The sequence below is a fragment of the Arthrobacter pascens genome (assembly GCF_030816475.1).
Classification (GTDB): Bacteria; Actinomycetota; Actinomycetes; order Actinomycetales; family Micrococcaceae; genus Arthrobacter; species Arthrobacter pascens_B.
In genome coordinates this window covers 3920485-3934909 of record NZ_JAUSXF010000001.1, presented here as the reverse complement: position 1 = coordinate 3934909, position 14425 = coordinate 3920485, and the positions used below count along the sequence as shown (strand labels likewise).

15 protein-coding genes are annotated in these 14425 nt (G+C 64.7%); 12 read left to right on the top strand and 3 right to left on the bottom strand.

The window, feature by feature from the left end:
• The first annotated feature begins 27 nt into the window (after positions 1-27).
• The 4 genes from QFZ40_RS18035 (at position 28) to QFZ40_RS18020 (ending at position 4745) form a co-directional block, all read left to right on the top strand.
• On the top strand, positions 28-489 hold the full coding sequence (locus QFZ40_RS18035; RefSeq protein ID WP_306906041.1) for a MarR family winged helix-turn-helix transcriptional regulator: 462 nt from the start codon (positions 28-30) through the stop codon (positions 487-489).
• Positions 490-498: 9 nt separating this feature from the next.
• Positions 499-1116 carry an alpha/beta hydrolase gene (locus QFZ40_RS18030; protein ID WP_306906040.1) on the top strand — a complete coding sequence of 206 codons (618 nt, stop codon included), beginning with the start codon at positions 499-501 and terminating at the stop codon, positions 1114-1116.
• 396 nt (positions 1117-1512) lie between these two features.
• Positions 1513-2247, top strand: coding sequence for an HAD family hydrolase (locus QFZ40_RS18025; RefSeq protein WP_306906038.1), 735 nt, complete (start codon positions 1513-1515; stop codon positions 2245-2247).
• Positions 2248-2402: 155 nt separating this feature from the next.
• Positions 2403-4745, top strand: a complete 2343-nt coding sequence (locus QFZ40_RS18020; protein ID WP_306906037.1) for a glycoside hydrolase family 65 protein — start codon at positions 2403-2405, stop codon at positions 4743-4745.
• A 39-nt stretch (positions 4746-4784) separates the two neighbouring features.
• Here QFZ40_RS18020 and QFZ40_RS18015 read toward each other — a convergent pair whose 3' ends face one another.
• Complete coding sequence (locus QFZ40_RS18015) at positions 4785-6113, bottom strand: MFS transporter (RefSeq protein WP_306906036.1); 1329 nt, start codon at positions 6111-6113, stop codon at positions 4785-4787.
• A gap of 131 nt (positions 6114-6244) precedes the next feature.
• Here QFZ40_RS18015 and QFZ40_RS18010 point away from each other — a divergent pair, with 131 nt between their 5' ends.
• From QFZ40_RS18010 to QFZ40_RS18000, 3 genes are all read left to right on the top strand, one after another.
• Entirely contained in the window at positions 6245-6835 is a 591-nt protein-coding gene (locus tag QFZ40_RS18010; RefSeq protein WP_306906035.1) for a hypothetical protein, read from the top strand.
• 109 nt (positions 6836-6944) lie between these two features.
• Positions 6945-7748, top strand: a complete 804-nt coding sequence (locus tag QFZ40_RS18005) for a hypothetical protein (RefSeq protein ID WP_306906034.1) — start codon at positions 6945-6947, stop codon at positions 7746-7748.
• Positions 7738-8487 (top strand): LamB/YcsF family protein, encoded by a 750-nt coding sequence (locus tag QFZ40_RS18000; protein WP_306906033.1) that lies wholly within the window; start codon positions 7738-7740, stop codon positions 8485-8487. The genes QFZ40_RS18005 and QFZ40_RS18000 overlap by 11 nt, the downstream gene beginning before the upstream one ends.
• 12 nt (positions 8488-8499) lie before the next feature.
• On the opposite strand, the gene QFZ40_RS17995 is transcribed toward QFZ40_RS18000, so the two are convergent.
• Both QFZ40_RS17995 and QFZ40_RS17990 read right to left on the bottom strand, forming a co-directional pair.
• A complete protein-coding gene (locus QFZ40_RS17995; RefSeq protein ID WP_306906032.1) occupies positions 8500-9951 on the bottom strand; it encodes an HNH endonuclease signature motif containing protein in 1452 nt (483 codons plus the stop codon).
• 150 nt (positions 9952-10101) lie between these two features.
• Positions 10102-11451: a DUF445 domain-containing protein gene (locus QFZ40_RS17990; RefSeq protein WP_306906031.1), complete on the bottom strand. Its 1350-nt coding sequence runs from the start codon at positions 11449-11451 to the stop codon at positions 10102-10104.
• Between the two features lie 50 nt (positions 11452-11501).
• Between QFZ40_RS17990 and QFZ40_RS17985 the strand changes: the two genes are divergently transcribed.
• The 5 genes from QFZ40_RS17985 (at position 11502) to QFZ40_RS17965 (ending at position 14398) form a co-directional block, all read left to right on the top strand.
• Positions 11502-12410 (top strand): glycerophosphodiester phosphodiesterase, encoded by a 909-nt coding sequence (locus QFZ40_RS17985; protein WP_306906030.1) that lies wholly within the window; start codon positions 11502-11504, stop codon positions 12408-12410.
• Positions 12411-12522: 112 nt separating this feature from the next.
• Positions 12523-13269: an AzlC family ABC transporter permease gene (locus QFZ40_RS17980; protein WP_306906028.1), complete on the top strand. Its 747-nt coding sequence runs from the start codon at positions 12523-12525 to the stop codon at positions 13267-13269.
• Positions 13266-13577 carry an AzlD domain-containing protein gene (locus QFZ40_RS17975; RefSeq protein ID WP_306906027.1) on the top strand — a complete coding sequence of 104 codons (312 nt, stop codon included), beginning with the start codon at positions 13266-13268 and terminating at the stop codon, positions 13575-13577. The genes QFZ40_RS17980 and QFZ40_RS17975 overlap by 4 nt, the downstream gene beginning before the upstream one ends.
• Positions 13578-13664: 87 nt before the next feature.
• Positions 13665-13925, top strand: coding sequence for a hypothetical protein (locus QFZ40_RS17970; protein ID WP_306906026.1), 261 nt, complete (start codon positions 13665-13667; stop codon positions 13923-13925).
• Positions 13926-14002: 77 nt separating this feature from the next.
• Positions 14003-14398: a hypothetical protein gene (locus tag QFZ40_RS17965; protein ID WP_306906025.1), complete on the top strand. Its 396-nt coding sequence runs from the start codon at positions 14003-14005 to the stop codon at positions 14396-14398.
• The last annotated feature ends 27 nt before the right edge of the window (positions 14399-14425 follow it).

The following is a 14425-nucleotide window of genomic DNA, read 5'->3' as shown; positions in this document are numbered from 1 at the left end:
GCCGAAATGGTTTGCTAGCCTCGGATTATGCGGAAACAGCGCGAGGAACTGCTCCAGGCGGTCTATGACTCGGGACGGGAACTGTCCACGGCGGCGGTCATGTTCCATACGAAACTCTCCGAGTTGCGCGGACTGTCGGCCACGGAGGGCAAGGCGATCGAGATTCTGATGCGGTTCGGTCCGATGACGGCGGGGGAGTTCGGGCAGCATTCCGGGCTGGCCCCCGCGTCGGTGACCGGCCTCATGCAGAGGCTGGAGGCCAAGGGTGTGGCCCGGCGCGTCCGGCACGGGGAGGACAGGCGCAAGGTTCTGATCGAACTCGTCGGGGACCAGGGCGCCGCCGCAGCGCCCTACTTCGCGGATTTCATGAGCGGACTGGCAGCCTTGCTGGAAGACTATAGCGACGACCAGCTGCGGACCATCGCTGATTTTTCTTCCAAGGCGGCGGCGGTGCAGCAAGCGGCGGCAGGGCGACTGGGGTCTGGATAGGCTGTTCCGATGGAGACGGTGGTCTGGTCAAAACCGGAGAATGAACGCGCGGGGACACCGCTGCTGGTCATGATGCACGGCTATGGCACGGACGAATCCCGGATGGTGCGGCTGTTTGATTACCTGCCTTCCGACTTCACTTGCGCGGCGCTGCGTGCCCCCATGGCCATCGGCGACCACTACGGCTGGTTCCTCCTGGACTACTTCCTCGTGAACGATTTTGCGGACGTCATCAGCGCCACCAATGCCGTCCACACCTGGATCAGTTCGGTCAAGGGGCAGCACAGTAGTGTGAACCTGCTCGGATATTCGCAAGGCATGGCCATGGCCAGCACGCTACTCCGGCTGCATCCAAAGGACTACGAGGCGACTGTGGGCCTGTCCGGTTTCGTGCTGGAGAATGACCTCCTGGCGCTGAGCGAATCCTTTGACACTCCACCGCCCTTCTTCTGGGGCCGGGACAAGGCAGACCTGGTGATCAATGATGAGGCCATCGCGTATACCGAGGAGTGGCTCAACGCGAAAACGCAGCTCACCGCCAGGACGTACCCGGGGATGGGGCACGCCATGTGCAAGGCGGAAATGGCGGACGTCAGCGCCTTCCTCCGCCATTACGTCCTCCGCTGACGCACCTTCAGGAGCCGTCGCCGGCCCTCCGCCTGCGCTGAGAATTACGTCACACTTCGGCCGGTTGAAAAAACAGTTGCGCGCCAAATTTGCAAGCGCTTACACTCAACGTCGGCCGGTCCACCGGCCCTTGAACTGGGCAGAAAGGAGGCGGGCAGCGTGCAGAGGTTCCATACTGCTGTCCGAGCGGTACCGCCGGCCCCGTTCAGCAGGGTTGTCAAGGCAGGAGGCGGCGGCCATGATGGAACAGGACTTTCATCAGCGGCCCCGGGCCTGCCGCGGTTTTCCTGCCCGCGCATACCTGCCGCGCCTGCTGATCCTGCGGACGCCATAGCCACCGCCACACCCATGCACTCTTCCCCTGACGCTGCCCGTCTGAAAGGACAAGCACCGCATATGACCGACCTTCTGGAAACATCCATCCCATCCCTGAAGGGCGCAGCTGCCATCCTTTTTGACCTTGACGGTGTGCTGACCCCCACAGCCACTGTTCATGAGCGTGCCTGGCAGGAACTCTTCGAGAGCTACCTTTCATCGCATCCCGGGGTGGCCGGCTACCGCGAAAGCGACTACTTCGATCACATCGACGGCAAGCCACGGTTCGACGGCGTCCGGGACTTCCTGGCGTCCCGCGGCATTGTGCTCGACGAGGGGCCGTTGGACGACGATCCTGCGAACGTCACGGTGCAGGGTCTCGGCAACCGGAAGAACCGGATCTTCAACGACATCGTCAGCGCCGGCGTTGAGCCTTTCGAAGGCTCGGTGCGATTCCTCGAAGCCGCGCTGGACCGGGGCCTGAAAGTCGCCGTCGTCTCCTCATCCCGGAACGCGCCGGCAGTGCTCAAGGCTGCCGGCCTGAGCGGTCATTTCCCCGTGGTGGTGGACGGCGTCGTGGCAGCGGCCGAAGGCCTGCCCGGCAAGCCCAGCCCGGCCACTTACGACTACGCCGCGCACCTGCTGGGACTGCCCACGGAGGAGTGCATCGTCGTCGAGGACGCCGTATCCGGCGTCCAGGCCGGCTCTGCAGGCCAGTTCCACTCCGTCATCGGCGTGGACCGCGGCGCGGGCAGGCAGACACTGCTCGATGCCGGGGCCACCGTGGTGGTGGAGGACCTCAAGGAACTCCTCTAGCGCCAGCTCCCCGGCTGTCCGCTTCACCCGCTCCACCCCTGCTACGCAAACGCATTACCCCTGTTACTAAACGCATTACCCCTAACGCCTCAAACTCTCCAACCGCCATCGAAGCTGTCTTACCCCACAGCTGCACGCCAAAGGACCCCAACACCATGGCTCTCATCACCGCGGACCGCGAACGGTTCCCCAACGCCCCGTGGCAGCTCGTGGAAACACGCCACGAGGCGGACAGCGCCGGCACCCTGGAAACCTTGTTTGCCCTCGGCAACGGGCACCTCGGCATCCGCGGAGCCCACTGGGCAGCAGCCGACTCGGACTTGCCGGGCAGCTTCATCAACGGGCTGCACGAAATCTGGGACATCAAACACGCCGAGAACGCCTTCGGGTTTGCCCGAACCGGCCAGCGGATCATTTATGTGCCGGATGCGAACAACTTCACGGTGATCATCGACGGCGAGATGCTCAGCCTGGCGGAATCCACAGTGCAGGACTACCGCCGCTCCGTTGATTTCTCCACGGGGATCTATGAATGTCACATCACTTGGCAGTGTCGTTCCGGCGCAACGGTGACCACCATCGAGCGCCGTGCAGTCGGCTTCGAGTCGCGCGGAAGCCTGGGTATTTCCCTCGAGGTGTCAGCGGACCGGGAGGTCTCCGCGGACGTCACGTCCTCCGTCATCAACAGGCAGGACCAGCCGGTCGAGGACCATTCCGTGCATGATCCGCGCCGGTCCGGCCGCCACGCCGGCCGTGTCCTGCTGCCGTTGAGGCTCGACGGCGGCGACGGCTCACTCAGGCTCTCCTGGGAAGCAGCGGAATCCCGGCAGATGGTCGGCCTTGCAGTGGACCACTGGACGTCAGTCGGGCTCCAGCCCTTCGACACACTGGTGGACCAGGATGACAGCAGCGTCCGTTACGTCCTGGCTATCGGGGCGGATCGGCCCTTCCTGCTGGAAAAGAGCGTCAGCTACGCCGCCGGCCGCGGGATCCAGGATTCCGGCTTGGACGCCGCAGAAGCCGCGGAAGCCGGACTCCGTCCTGTCCAGGATGTTTTTGCCGAAAGCGAGGCGCACTACCGCCGCTACTGGGCCACGTCGGACATCGTCGTGGGTGGCCGGCCCGAACTGCAGCAGGCCATCCGGTGGAACCTGTTCCAGCTGGCGCAGGCGACAGCGCGCGCGGACGTCGCAGGCATCCCTGCCAAGGGTGTGAGCGGATCCGGCTACGAAGGCCACTACTTCTGGGACCAGGAGGTATACCTCCTGCCATACCTGACCTACACCAACCCCGACGGCGCGCGACAGGTCCTGGAGTTCCGCCACGAGATGCTCCCTGCGGCAAAGATTCGTGCCAAGGAACTCAGCGTCGATGGCGCACTTTTCCCGTGGCGCACCATCAATGGTCTTGAGGCGAGTGCCTACTACGCCGCCGGAACCGCCCAGTTCCACATTGCGGCCGCCATTGCCTTCGCCACCAACAGGTACCTGTGGGCTACCGGGGACCGTGCCTTCAGCGAGGGCATGGGCGCCGATCTGCTGATCGAAACGGCGCGCATGTGGATCTCCCTGGGCTTCTTCGGCAAGGACGGGCTCTTCCACATCCATGGCGTCACCGGCCCGGACGAGTACACGGCCGTCGTCAATGACAACCTGTACACCAACGTGATGGCCCGCTTTAACCTGCGCGCAGCCGCCGGCCTTGACCACGCGGAAATCAGCGACGAGGAGCGGCAGCTGTGGGAGGCAGCCGCTGCCCGCATGCAGCTTCCGTTCGATGACCGCATGCAGGTCCATTCCCAGGACAACGACTTCATGACGCTGGAGCCCTGGGACTGGACTACTCCGCGGTCCAAGTACCCGCTGCTGCTGCATTACCACCCGCTGGTGATATACCGGCACCAGGTCCTGAAGCAGGCCGACACCGTGTTGGCCATGTTCCTGCAGTGGCAGGACTTCACGGCTGAGGAAAAGCGCCGGGCGTTTGATTTCTATGACCCCATCACCACCGGCGACTCCACCCTGTCCGCGTGTGTGCAGGGGATCATGGCAGCCGAGGTCGGGTATCCCAAGGCGGCCCTGGAGCATTTCACCAACGCTGTGTTCATCGATCTGGATGACACCCACGGCAACACCATCGACGGCGTGCACATCGCGTCCACGGGCGGTGTCTGGAGTTCGCTGGTCTGCGGCTTCGCAGGCCTCCGCGACCAGGGGCCCGTCCCGTTCTTTGATCCGCGGCTGCCTTCCGAATGGGAGAGCCTGTCCTTCCACCTCAAAATCCAGGGCCGGCTGCTTCTGGTGGAGCTCGACGCCGGCTCCATCAGCCTCACTGTCCGCGACGGTGAGGAGCTGGCGGTGGACGTCCGCGGGCAGCTGATCACAGTAGGCAGGGACGCTGTCCGGGTGCCGCTGGAGCCCGTACCCGTTCCGGAGCCCACGGTCTTCCCGAGCGGGCCCCCGACGGCGAGCATCCCGGTAGTGCGCGCCCGAGCCTGAGCGTGTTCTTTGGCCGGGCGGTTGGCGCGGGGTCCTGCGTCAGTCTCCTCCCGCCGTCGTGCGTTCGGTCTCCGGTGCCGTTTCCAGCGGATGGGCCAGTTCGTCGTCGGGCATCCGGGCAACGATCAAGGCGATCACGGCCATGACCGGGCAGACTCCGCCGGCCACCAGGAAAATCAGCCAGACGGGGAGCACCTCGGCAGCCGGCCCGGCCAGCGCCATGGAGACAGGCATGAGCGCGAGGGACACAAAGAAGTCCAGGCTGGAGACCCGGCCCAGGAGGTGGGCGGGGACGCGCCGCTGAAGCAGCGTGCCCCAGATGACCATGCCAACACTGCCGGTCGCACCGAACACGAACAGGGCCGCTGCGACTGCCCAGAAGCTGTCCATGATGCCGACGGCGGCCAGCGGCACCGTGCCAATGCCCCAGGAAACCATCATCACCGTGAGGTACCGGCGCGGCAGCTTCAGGGAGGCGGTTGCCAGCGAACCCACAGCCCCGCCCACCCCCATGATGGCCAGCAGGAACCCGAACATGCGGGAATCGCCGGCCAGCTGGTCACGGACCACGAACGGCATCAGCACTTCGATGGGCCCGATCAGGAATAGCACTGAGATACACGCCCACACCAGGGTCCACAGAAGCCACGGGGTGCGAAGCGTGTAGCGGACGCCTTCCTTGAGGTCGGCGAAAAAGGACGTCCTGATGGCCCGTTCACCGGGTGCTCCGTCCGTTGCAGGCCAAGGATGTTCCGCCCCGTTCGCGGGCGCTTCCAGTGCGTGCCGGCCCAAAAAGTTTAGGATGATGAACGCCGACAGGTGGCAGGCCGCCACCCCGGTTACGGCATGCGACGGGGACAGCGCGGCCACCAGGATTCCAGCGACAGCGGGTCCGGCTGCCTGCTGGAGGATCGGGCGGAGTGTCCCTTCCATCCCATTGGCTGCCAGCAGATCCTCCGCAGGAAGGATGCGCGGCAGGATCGCCGAGTAAGCGGGGAAGAAGAAGGCGGCCCCGACGCCCAGCACAAAGGCCCCGACGGCAACGTGCCACAGCTGCAGCCATCCCGCCATGGCAAGCCCGCTGATGCTCGCGATCACGGCCAGGTTGGCACCTTCCACGGCAATGATCAGGAGCCGCTGCGGCACCCTGTCAGCGGCGATGCCGCCCGCGAGGACAAAGCCGACGAGGCCCACGCTGCCCGCCGTGGCCACGAAGGACAATTCCAGCGGACCTCCGCCTAGGTGGATCACCTGGTAAACCATGGCGACAGCCCACATCCCCGAACCAAAAATGGAGATGGCCAGCGCCGTAATCAGCACCCGATATTCACGGTGGGCAAAGGGCCGCAGGGCTTTGGGGGCGGGCATAGGGCAAGTTTAGGCTCGGAGGGATGACGGGGGAACGGCCATGTACTGCCATTCGAAAAAGCCCACAGTCCAGGCCATTGCTCCGGCGATGCCTGCCGCAGGATTTCCTGCGCCCCGCCTAGGCTCAGATAATGGAGACCGTTCCTACAGCATCGTGGCGGCGAAGCCTGGCTTTCGTTGGGGCCAATCCCGGCCTCGCGCTGCACCCTGTGGATGCCGCCGGGGTGCTGATTCCCGGGGAGGCCGCCAGCTGCTTCGCGTCGTTCTGGATGGCCGATTGGTCCCGCTGGGGCACTGGAAGGGCGTTGCTCGTGGCCACGCTGCAGGGCTGGCGGAGCTACGGGACCAACGAGTACTTCGCTGCAACGCTAGCCGGCGAACTGACCCGGTATTTTCCCGAAGCAGCCAGGTTTCCGCTGAACGGGATCACACACACCCAGGATGAGTTCGACGTCGACCTGGACCTGGACCGCGGATTCCGCGCCACCGGCCGCAAGGCCGAACTCGAACTTTCCGGGATCCTGGACCGACGGCACTTCTCCTCACCCGACTTCCAGCTTGGGCCCAATGCAGCAGCCCTCAACAACGTCTACTTGCCCTGCAGCAGCGGCCGGCTAGTCGAGTTCGGAGTTGAGTGGCCGGGCGCCGCAAGGGTCTATCCGGGACCGCGGGGGCCGTCGTCGTCAGGTTACATAGCCGCGGCCGAATCATGGGTGATGTAGGAGAGCGGCTAGTGTTAAGCACCCTTAGGGTTAAGCGCACTTAGTGTTAAGGCAGGGTCGCAGCCGGAACTGCCGGCAGGCCGGAAGCAGGACAGAAGCAGAGGTGACCATGGCCAGGCGCAGCAATCCCGCAGTACGAATCGCACAGGAAACCGCCCACAACGCGGTGTTCGATGCCGACGGCAAGCCAAAACCCGGAGTGCACAACATGCTGCTCCGGGCAGTGGAGATCCAGCGCCCCCTGGTGCTGGCCAACATCCGCCGGCTGCAACGCCGGCACCCACGTGCCAGCGCTGCGGAACTGGCCGCCAAACTGGAACGCGACTACCTGAGGGCCGTCACGGGCGGTGGCGCGCTCGTCGGTGCCACGGCCGTGGTGCCGGGCGTCGGCACTATAGCGTCACTGGGGCTTTCTGCCGTGGCCACCGTGGGCTTCCTGGAAGCGACGGCGCTTTATGCCACGTCACTCGCCGAGCTTCACGGCATCCGCCTGACCAATCCGGAGAAAGCCAGCACCATGGTCATGGCCATCATGCTCGGTGAGGAGGGAACGGCCTTGCTGGGTACCTTGAGCGGTCAGGCTACAGGCAAGGGGACAAGCGCCACGCAGGCGTGGGGCAACGCTTTGTCCAAGTCCATGCCGGTCTCCGGTTTTGGTGTGGTCCGCAACAAAATCCGAAAGGCCTTCCTCAGGAACCTGCTCAGGCGCCAGGGCTCGGCATTTTTCGGCCGCGCACTTCCGTTCGGCATCGGCGCAGTTGTGGGCGGTGCCGGCAACCTCATGATGGGCCGGGCCGTGGCAGCCAACGCCAGGGAAGCCTTCGGCCCCATGCCGGACACCATCCCGGGAGAGCTCCAGGCCACCGCGGCACCCGACAACCAAACGCTGGAAGGCAAAAATCTTGGATCTTAACGCTGACCTCGGAGAATCCTTCGGCTCCTGGAACATGGGAGACGACGCCGCCATGTTCCGGCTGGTGACCAGCGCCAACGTGGCCTGTGGATTCCATGCCGGCGATCCTGTGACCATGCTGGACAGCTGCCGCGCGGCCTTCGAGCTGGACGTGACCGTCGGCGCCCATGTGGGCTACCGGGACCTTGCCGGCTTCGGCCGGCGCTCCATGGACATGTCCTTTGACGAGCTTTTCGGTGACGTCCTCTATCAGTTGGGCGCCCTCGACGGGGTGGCGCATGCCGTGGGCGCATCCGTGGACTACGTGAAACCGCACGGCGCTTTGTATAACCGCTTGGTTCACGACGGCGAACAGGCCTCCGCTGTGGTAGCCGCAATCCAGGCATACGACCCCGGCTTGCCGATCCTGGGCCTGCCCGGCTCGGAGCTTTTGGTCCAGGCGAAGGAAGCCGGCCACCCGGTGTTCATCGAGGCATTTGTGGATCGGGCCTACCTGCCGGACGGGACGCTGGTGCCGCGCTCGCAGGACGGTGCCGTGCTGCACGACGTCGACTCGATCGTTGAGCGGGCAGTGCGCCTTGCGACGAAGGGAGAGGTGGTGGCCGTGGACGGAACAGTGGTTCAGGTCAACCCCGATTCGCTGTGTATCCATGGAGACACTCCGGGCGCAGTGGAAATGGCCGCCGGTGTCCGGGCCGGACTGGAGTCCGCCGGCGTGGAACTGCAATCCTTCGCCTAGGCGCAGGTAGCCCTATTCCAACTGGTCGGCAGGGGTGAAGACCTGGTGTGGCCAGTGGGGTGGTTCCCAGTTTTGTTGTTCGCTTTGGTAGTGGCGTCCGGTGGGTGAGGTCCAGCCTGGTGGTTTGTTTTTGGTGGCTTGGGTTGGTTTCCACGCGGTGGTGTGTCGGAGTTTGTGGTGTTTCGGGCAGGGCTGGCCGAGGTTGGTGATGCCGGTGGTTCCGCCTTTGTGCCAGGCGAGGAGGTGGTCTGCTTCGTTGTCCAGGGAGTGGTTGTTGCAGCCAGGGAAGGGACATTTGCCGTCCCGAAGCCTTAGCCATTGCCGCATGGCTGTGGGGATGCGGTAGCTGGTGCGGCCTATTTCCAGGGGTGCGCCGTCGCGGGGGTCGGTCAGGACGCGGTGGAAGGAGTCGGCGCCGTCGGCAATCAGCCGGCGAGCCATGGAAGGCGGGATCGGGCCATACCCGTCCAGGGTGGCGGGTTCATCAGTCAGGCCCATCAGGGCGAACACCGGAACGGTAACCAGGACCTGGGCCTTAGGTGACGGCACCCCGCCGCCGGTGGTGGCTGTCGTTGTGCCAACTGTGCTGATGCCCCCGTTGCCGGCGCCGGTCGTGCTGCCGGTGCCGGTGGATTCGAGGAGCCAGGCCGCCACGGTGTCCGCGCGCAGCTGGGTCAGGGTCCTGCCCTCGTCGGGGCCTTGCAGGGCCCGCGCTGCTGTAGTGATCCGGTCCCAGATCCCGGCCGCGGTGTCGGCGGGCAGGTAGGCGGACAGCCAGGCCATACCGTCCCGGTCCGGGGCGTACTCAACCCGCCGGTCCAGGATGCCTTTAGAGTGACGTTTTTCGATGCTGACAGGATGGTGACGCTCCCGCCAGGTGCGGGCTTTGGCCGGGAACCGGGAAGGGACCAGCTCCCCGGCCGGACAACTCCGCGCGGCACCGAGTTTCTCAGGGTCCACCATCACGGGAGTCAGGAAGTGAGCCTCCAGCGCCGCCGCGCCAGCGGGGTCAAGGCTCGTGGTTTCATCGACCATGAACCGGGCGTGCTGCCACGAAATCGATCCGTCCTGCAGTGCAGCCAGCGTTCGGGGCAGGGTGGTGGTGAGTTCGCGGGATTGGGCGAGCAGGGCACTGGCGGATCGTTCGCTCACGGTCAGGACGCACGCGACCTCCGCGACCACGGCCATTTCCTGGGCGGTGTGCTCCTGGGGTGATGCGGGCGGCGGCGCCATAGCCGTGGCTTTATCCGCGTACCCCCTGCTGAGGTGCACCTTAAGGGCGGCCAGCATCGCTTCGACCCGGGCCGATTCGGCCAGCCCGTCCAGGCACGCATCCGCCTGCTCCCGAAGAGGATCAGAAACGGCGGAGATCGAGCTGCCTAACCCGCGCCGCACATGGGAAAGCAACACGGGGATGGAAGCCTCAAAGGCTTCCAACGCATCTTCTGCCGCCGTTCTTTCCATGCCTAAAGCATCCCGCGAGGCACTGACAAAGACGTTGAGGATAAATGCCTATGTGGATAACCAGCGGCCACTTTGAAAAGGAACCTTGGGAGGTTTCGGCCCGCGCACGATCAGGGCTCAACTGTAATTTGTGCCCAGCTGGTCCGCTCGTCAGCCGAACAGCAGGTGCGCCACCGCAAAGATGCCCAGCCCGGCGAGGGAGCCCACCACTGTTCCATTGATCCGGATGAACTGCAGGTCCTTACCCACCTGCAGTTCGATCTTCCGCGAGGTCTCCTCGGCATTCCAGCGTGCCACGGTTTCCGTGATCACGCCCGCGATGTCGGAGCGGTAGGTCCTCACGAGGTAACCGGCAGCATCGCCGATCCAGGCGTTGACCTTCCCGGCCAGCTCGGCATCGTTGACGAGGCGAGACCCGAAATCCCGGACGGCAGCCTTGAACTTCACCGTCAAATCGCTTTCCGGATCGTCCACCGCGCTGAGCAGGGCGCCCTTTACGGTGCCCCAGGTCCGGGAGGCGAGTTCACGGACCTCCGGATCGCCCAGCACCTGCGCCTTGATGTCCTCGGCGCGGGCAATCATCGCCGGATCGTACTGAAGGTCCTGCGCCAGGTCGTTGAGGTACTTATCGATCGACAGCCGCACCTGGTGATTGGGATCGGACTGCACGGCGCGCGTGAACTTGAGGAACTCCACGTACACCTTGTCGCCTACCAGTCCATCGACGAACTGCGGAACCCAGGTGGGGGAGCGGTCCGAAACCAGCCGTGTGATTGTCTCGTGGTTGTCGTCAACCCAGTCCGCGGCCCGGTCCACCAGCAGGTCCACCAGCTTATGGTGATGCCCGTCAGCGAAAATCCGCTCTGCCATCCTGCCCACCGGAGGTCCCCACGGCGGAGTCAGCAGATGCTTGCGGACCATGCCTTCGATCACTGCCTGGACGTCGTCGTCGTTCAGGACCTTGAACACGCCGCGAATGACTGCGGCGCCCTCCTTCGCCACGCGTTCCGCACCGCCCGGCGCTGCCAGCCATTCGCCGGCTCTCTTGGCAATGTTCACGCTGGCCAGCTTGTCCTGCACGACCTGCTCGGACAGGAAATTGGTCTCCACGAACTCACCCAGCGAGGCCCCGATCTGGTCCTTGCGCCGCGGGATAATGGCAGTGTGCGGGATTTTGATTCCCATGGGGTACTTGAACAGGGCGGTGACGGCGAACCAGTCGGCCAGCGCGCCAACCATCCCGCCCTCCGCCGCAGCCCGTACATACTGCAGCCATGGATAATCCCGCTGCAGGGCGAAGGCAAACACAAAGATGACGGCCATGGCGATGAGCAGACCCAGCGCCAGAAGCTTCATTTTCCGCAGGGCTGCCGCCTTTTCGGCATCCCCTGGACTAAGTTGATTGCCGACGACGGCGGCCCTCGCCTTCCGCGACGGTTGCGGCGAGCTGGCGGGCCTCTCCGGTGCTTCTCTGGTAATTGGCTCAGAATTCACCTGCATGTGCCCAGCCTAGTCCCGCACGCGTCGGCCGCACCGACTAGCGTGTCCTCATGACAATTGACGAGTCTTTGCCGATGAGGCCCCTGGTGTTTGCGCACAGGGGTGCCAGCGCCGTGTTCGCCGAACACACCCGCGCCGCCTACCTCCAGGCCCTGGCCGACGGCGCCGACGGTGTGGAGTGCGATGTGCACCTGACGCGCGACCAGCACGCAGTGCTCCTGCACGATGCAAACCTGGACCGGACGTCCGACGGGACCGGCCCGGTTGCCGAGCGGACCCTGGCTGAATTAAGGCTCCTCGATTTCTCGTCCTGGAAAGGTGCCCGGATTCCGGAGAAATACGGTGCACGCTCCGAGCAGTTCCTGACGCTTCCGGAGCTTCTGGACGTTCTCCGCGGCGCCGGCCGGGACATCCGGTTGGCAATCGAACTTAAACATCCCAGTCCTTACCAGCTCAGGCTCGAAGACCGGGTGCTGGACGTGCTCCAAAGCGAAGGCTGGGACGCCGGCACGTCCTCGGTGGACAACATCACGGTGACTTTCATGAGCTTCAGCCCGGACTCGGTGAAGCACCTGCTCCAGACGGTCCCGGCGGAATTCATCTGCCAGCTGGTGGACGACGTCGACGTCGACGAGATCCGGGAGGAGCTGGGCCTGGGGCCGCTGACCGGAGTTGCCATAGCCAACGTGATGAAGGCTGCCCAGCTGGAAGGCGAACGGATCATTGATGAATGCGAGGTGCGGCTGGCGGGCCCTGGCATCAATTACGTTCGTGAGCATGCCCGCACCGTTCAGCGCTGGCTGGATTCCGGCCGCCGCTTCCGGGTGTGGACCGTGGACTCGGAACGGGACGTGGCATTGTGCCAGGGTCTGGGCATCCACGAGATCACCACGAACATTCCGGCAAGGGTCCTGGCGCAGCTCCAACCGGCCGGCCTGCAGCTCCAACTGCCGGATTAGGTGCCTGTTTGCCGCTTGTGTTTAGCCGTGCGTGTTCTGCTGCCAGCGTTTAAGCTGCAGGTGTTTAGCAGCTGTGTTTAGGCACAGCAGGTTGCTGTGATTGAGTGGAGCCATGAAGCTCCTGGCATCGCCCGCCGTCAGGGTGGGCCTCTCCATCAGCATCGCAACAGGTCTCTACGGAATTTCCTTCGGTGCACTGTCCGTCACCTCGGGCCTCAGCTTCTGGCAGACGATGGCACTGAGCCTGCTGCTGTTCAGTGGCGGCTCGCAGTTCGCGTTCATTGGAGTAGTGGCCGGCGGCGGATCCGGCATTGCTGCCATGGGCGCCGCCACATTGCTGGGGATGCGCAACGGCATTTACGGGATGCAGCTCAACGCCCTCCTTCACCCGACAGGCTGGCGCAGATACGTGGCCGCGCAGTTCACTATCGACGAGTCGACTGCCACCAGCACAGGGCAGAGTGATCCTGCCGAGCAGAAACGAGGCTTCTGGGCGGCCGGGATCGGAATCTACGTGCTCTGGAACCTCTTCACGGCGGTGGGTGCTTTGGCGGGAAGCGGGCTGGGCGATCCGAAACAGTGGGGACTGGACGGCGCGGCCGTCGCAGCGTTCCTGGCCCTCCTGTGGCCGAGGCTCAAGGGACGCGAACCCGTGGCAATAGCGGCGGTCTGCGCCCTTGCCACAGTGCTCGCCGTGCCGTTCGTTCCGGCGGGCGTGCCCATTCTGATCGCCGCCGTCGTGGCCGCCGTGACCGGCTGGTTCAGCCACGGACGCAGGGACGAAGGCCTGGAGCCTGACGTTGATCCCTATTCCGAGCACCATCACAACCACCAGGACTCACAGCAGGCGGGCGCGTGAACCTTTGGATCTGGTTGCTGCTGGCCTGCGCCCTGGCCTATGCATGGAAGGTGGTGGGCTATTTTGTGCCGGCGAAGTTCCTGGAGAATCCCCGGATCTCCAGGGTGGCAGGCACCATGACTATCGGCCTGCTGGCGTCATTGACCATCGTGAACGCGGTGGCGACCGGCCAGGCATTAGCAGCCGACGCACGCCTGGGCGCGCTCGCGGCCGCCGCTGTGGCCCTGGCGCTGCGGGCGCCGTTCCTGCTGGTGGTCATGATAGGTGCCTGTACGGCCGCATTACTGCGGATGATCGGCTTGGCCTGAGCATTCTCTGGTGGCCCGGGTCACGGGCGCTGTAATATGAAGCTCAGGCTATGCAGCTGGCCATGGAACTCCAGAATTAGTGGTGACATGGAAAACCATCTGCATACAGCCGGTGAAAGACCCGGGATGCCCCGCGCCGTTGCTTCCGGCAACCGCCGCGCAGGAGTGCCGGTCAAGCGGTTCTTCGCCCGGTTTAGTTCCCTCTCGGACGTCCCTGCCGATGACTTGGATTTCCTTGGCCAGCGCCTCCGGCTCGCGATGGACATCGGCCAAGGATCACAGACAGCCGCCCTCTACGCTGCGGTTCGCAACGAAATACGCAGCCGGGAGTCAGCGCGTAACGATTGACTTTGTCCTGTGCTGATCTATGGTCCACTGGAGAGAGGGCCCGCAGCCCAGGTTTGCGGCCGAAAGGAGAAATCGTGATGAACGAACATCCAGAGCGAGACACTGAGACGCCGGACGCGGATCGGCAGCATGCTGACCAGCCGGGCACGGATCGGCAGGATACTAACCAGCCGGACGTAGACAGCGGAAGTGCCGGGCCGTCGTCCGAGACCCGGGCGACCGAGAGACGTGCCGCCGAGCCCTTCAGCAAGCCGCGGCCTGCCTATGTCGATCCGGGCGGGTCCCAGGCCACACGGGACCTTCGGGACACCGCACGCCGTCGGCGGGACGCCGAGGAAAAACTGCAGCAGCACTTGATGGAGGCCAAGGAACAAGCCCACCATCAGGACGATCATCCCGACGCCGATCATGATCATGGCTTGGACACCGATGAGCGTGGCAGCAGCAGCAGGCCTGGGGACGGCGCGAGCTAGCCTGGCTCGAGGCTGGAGGTGTGGCTA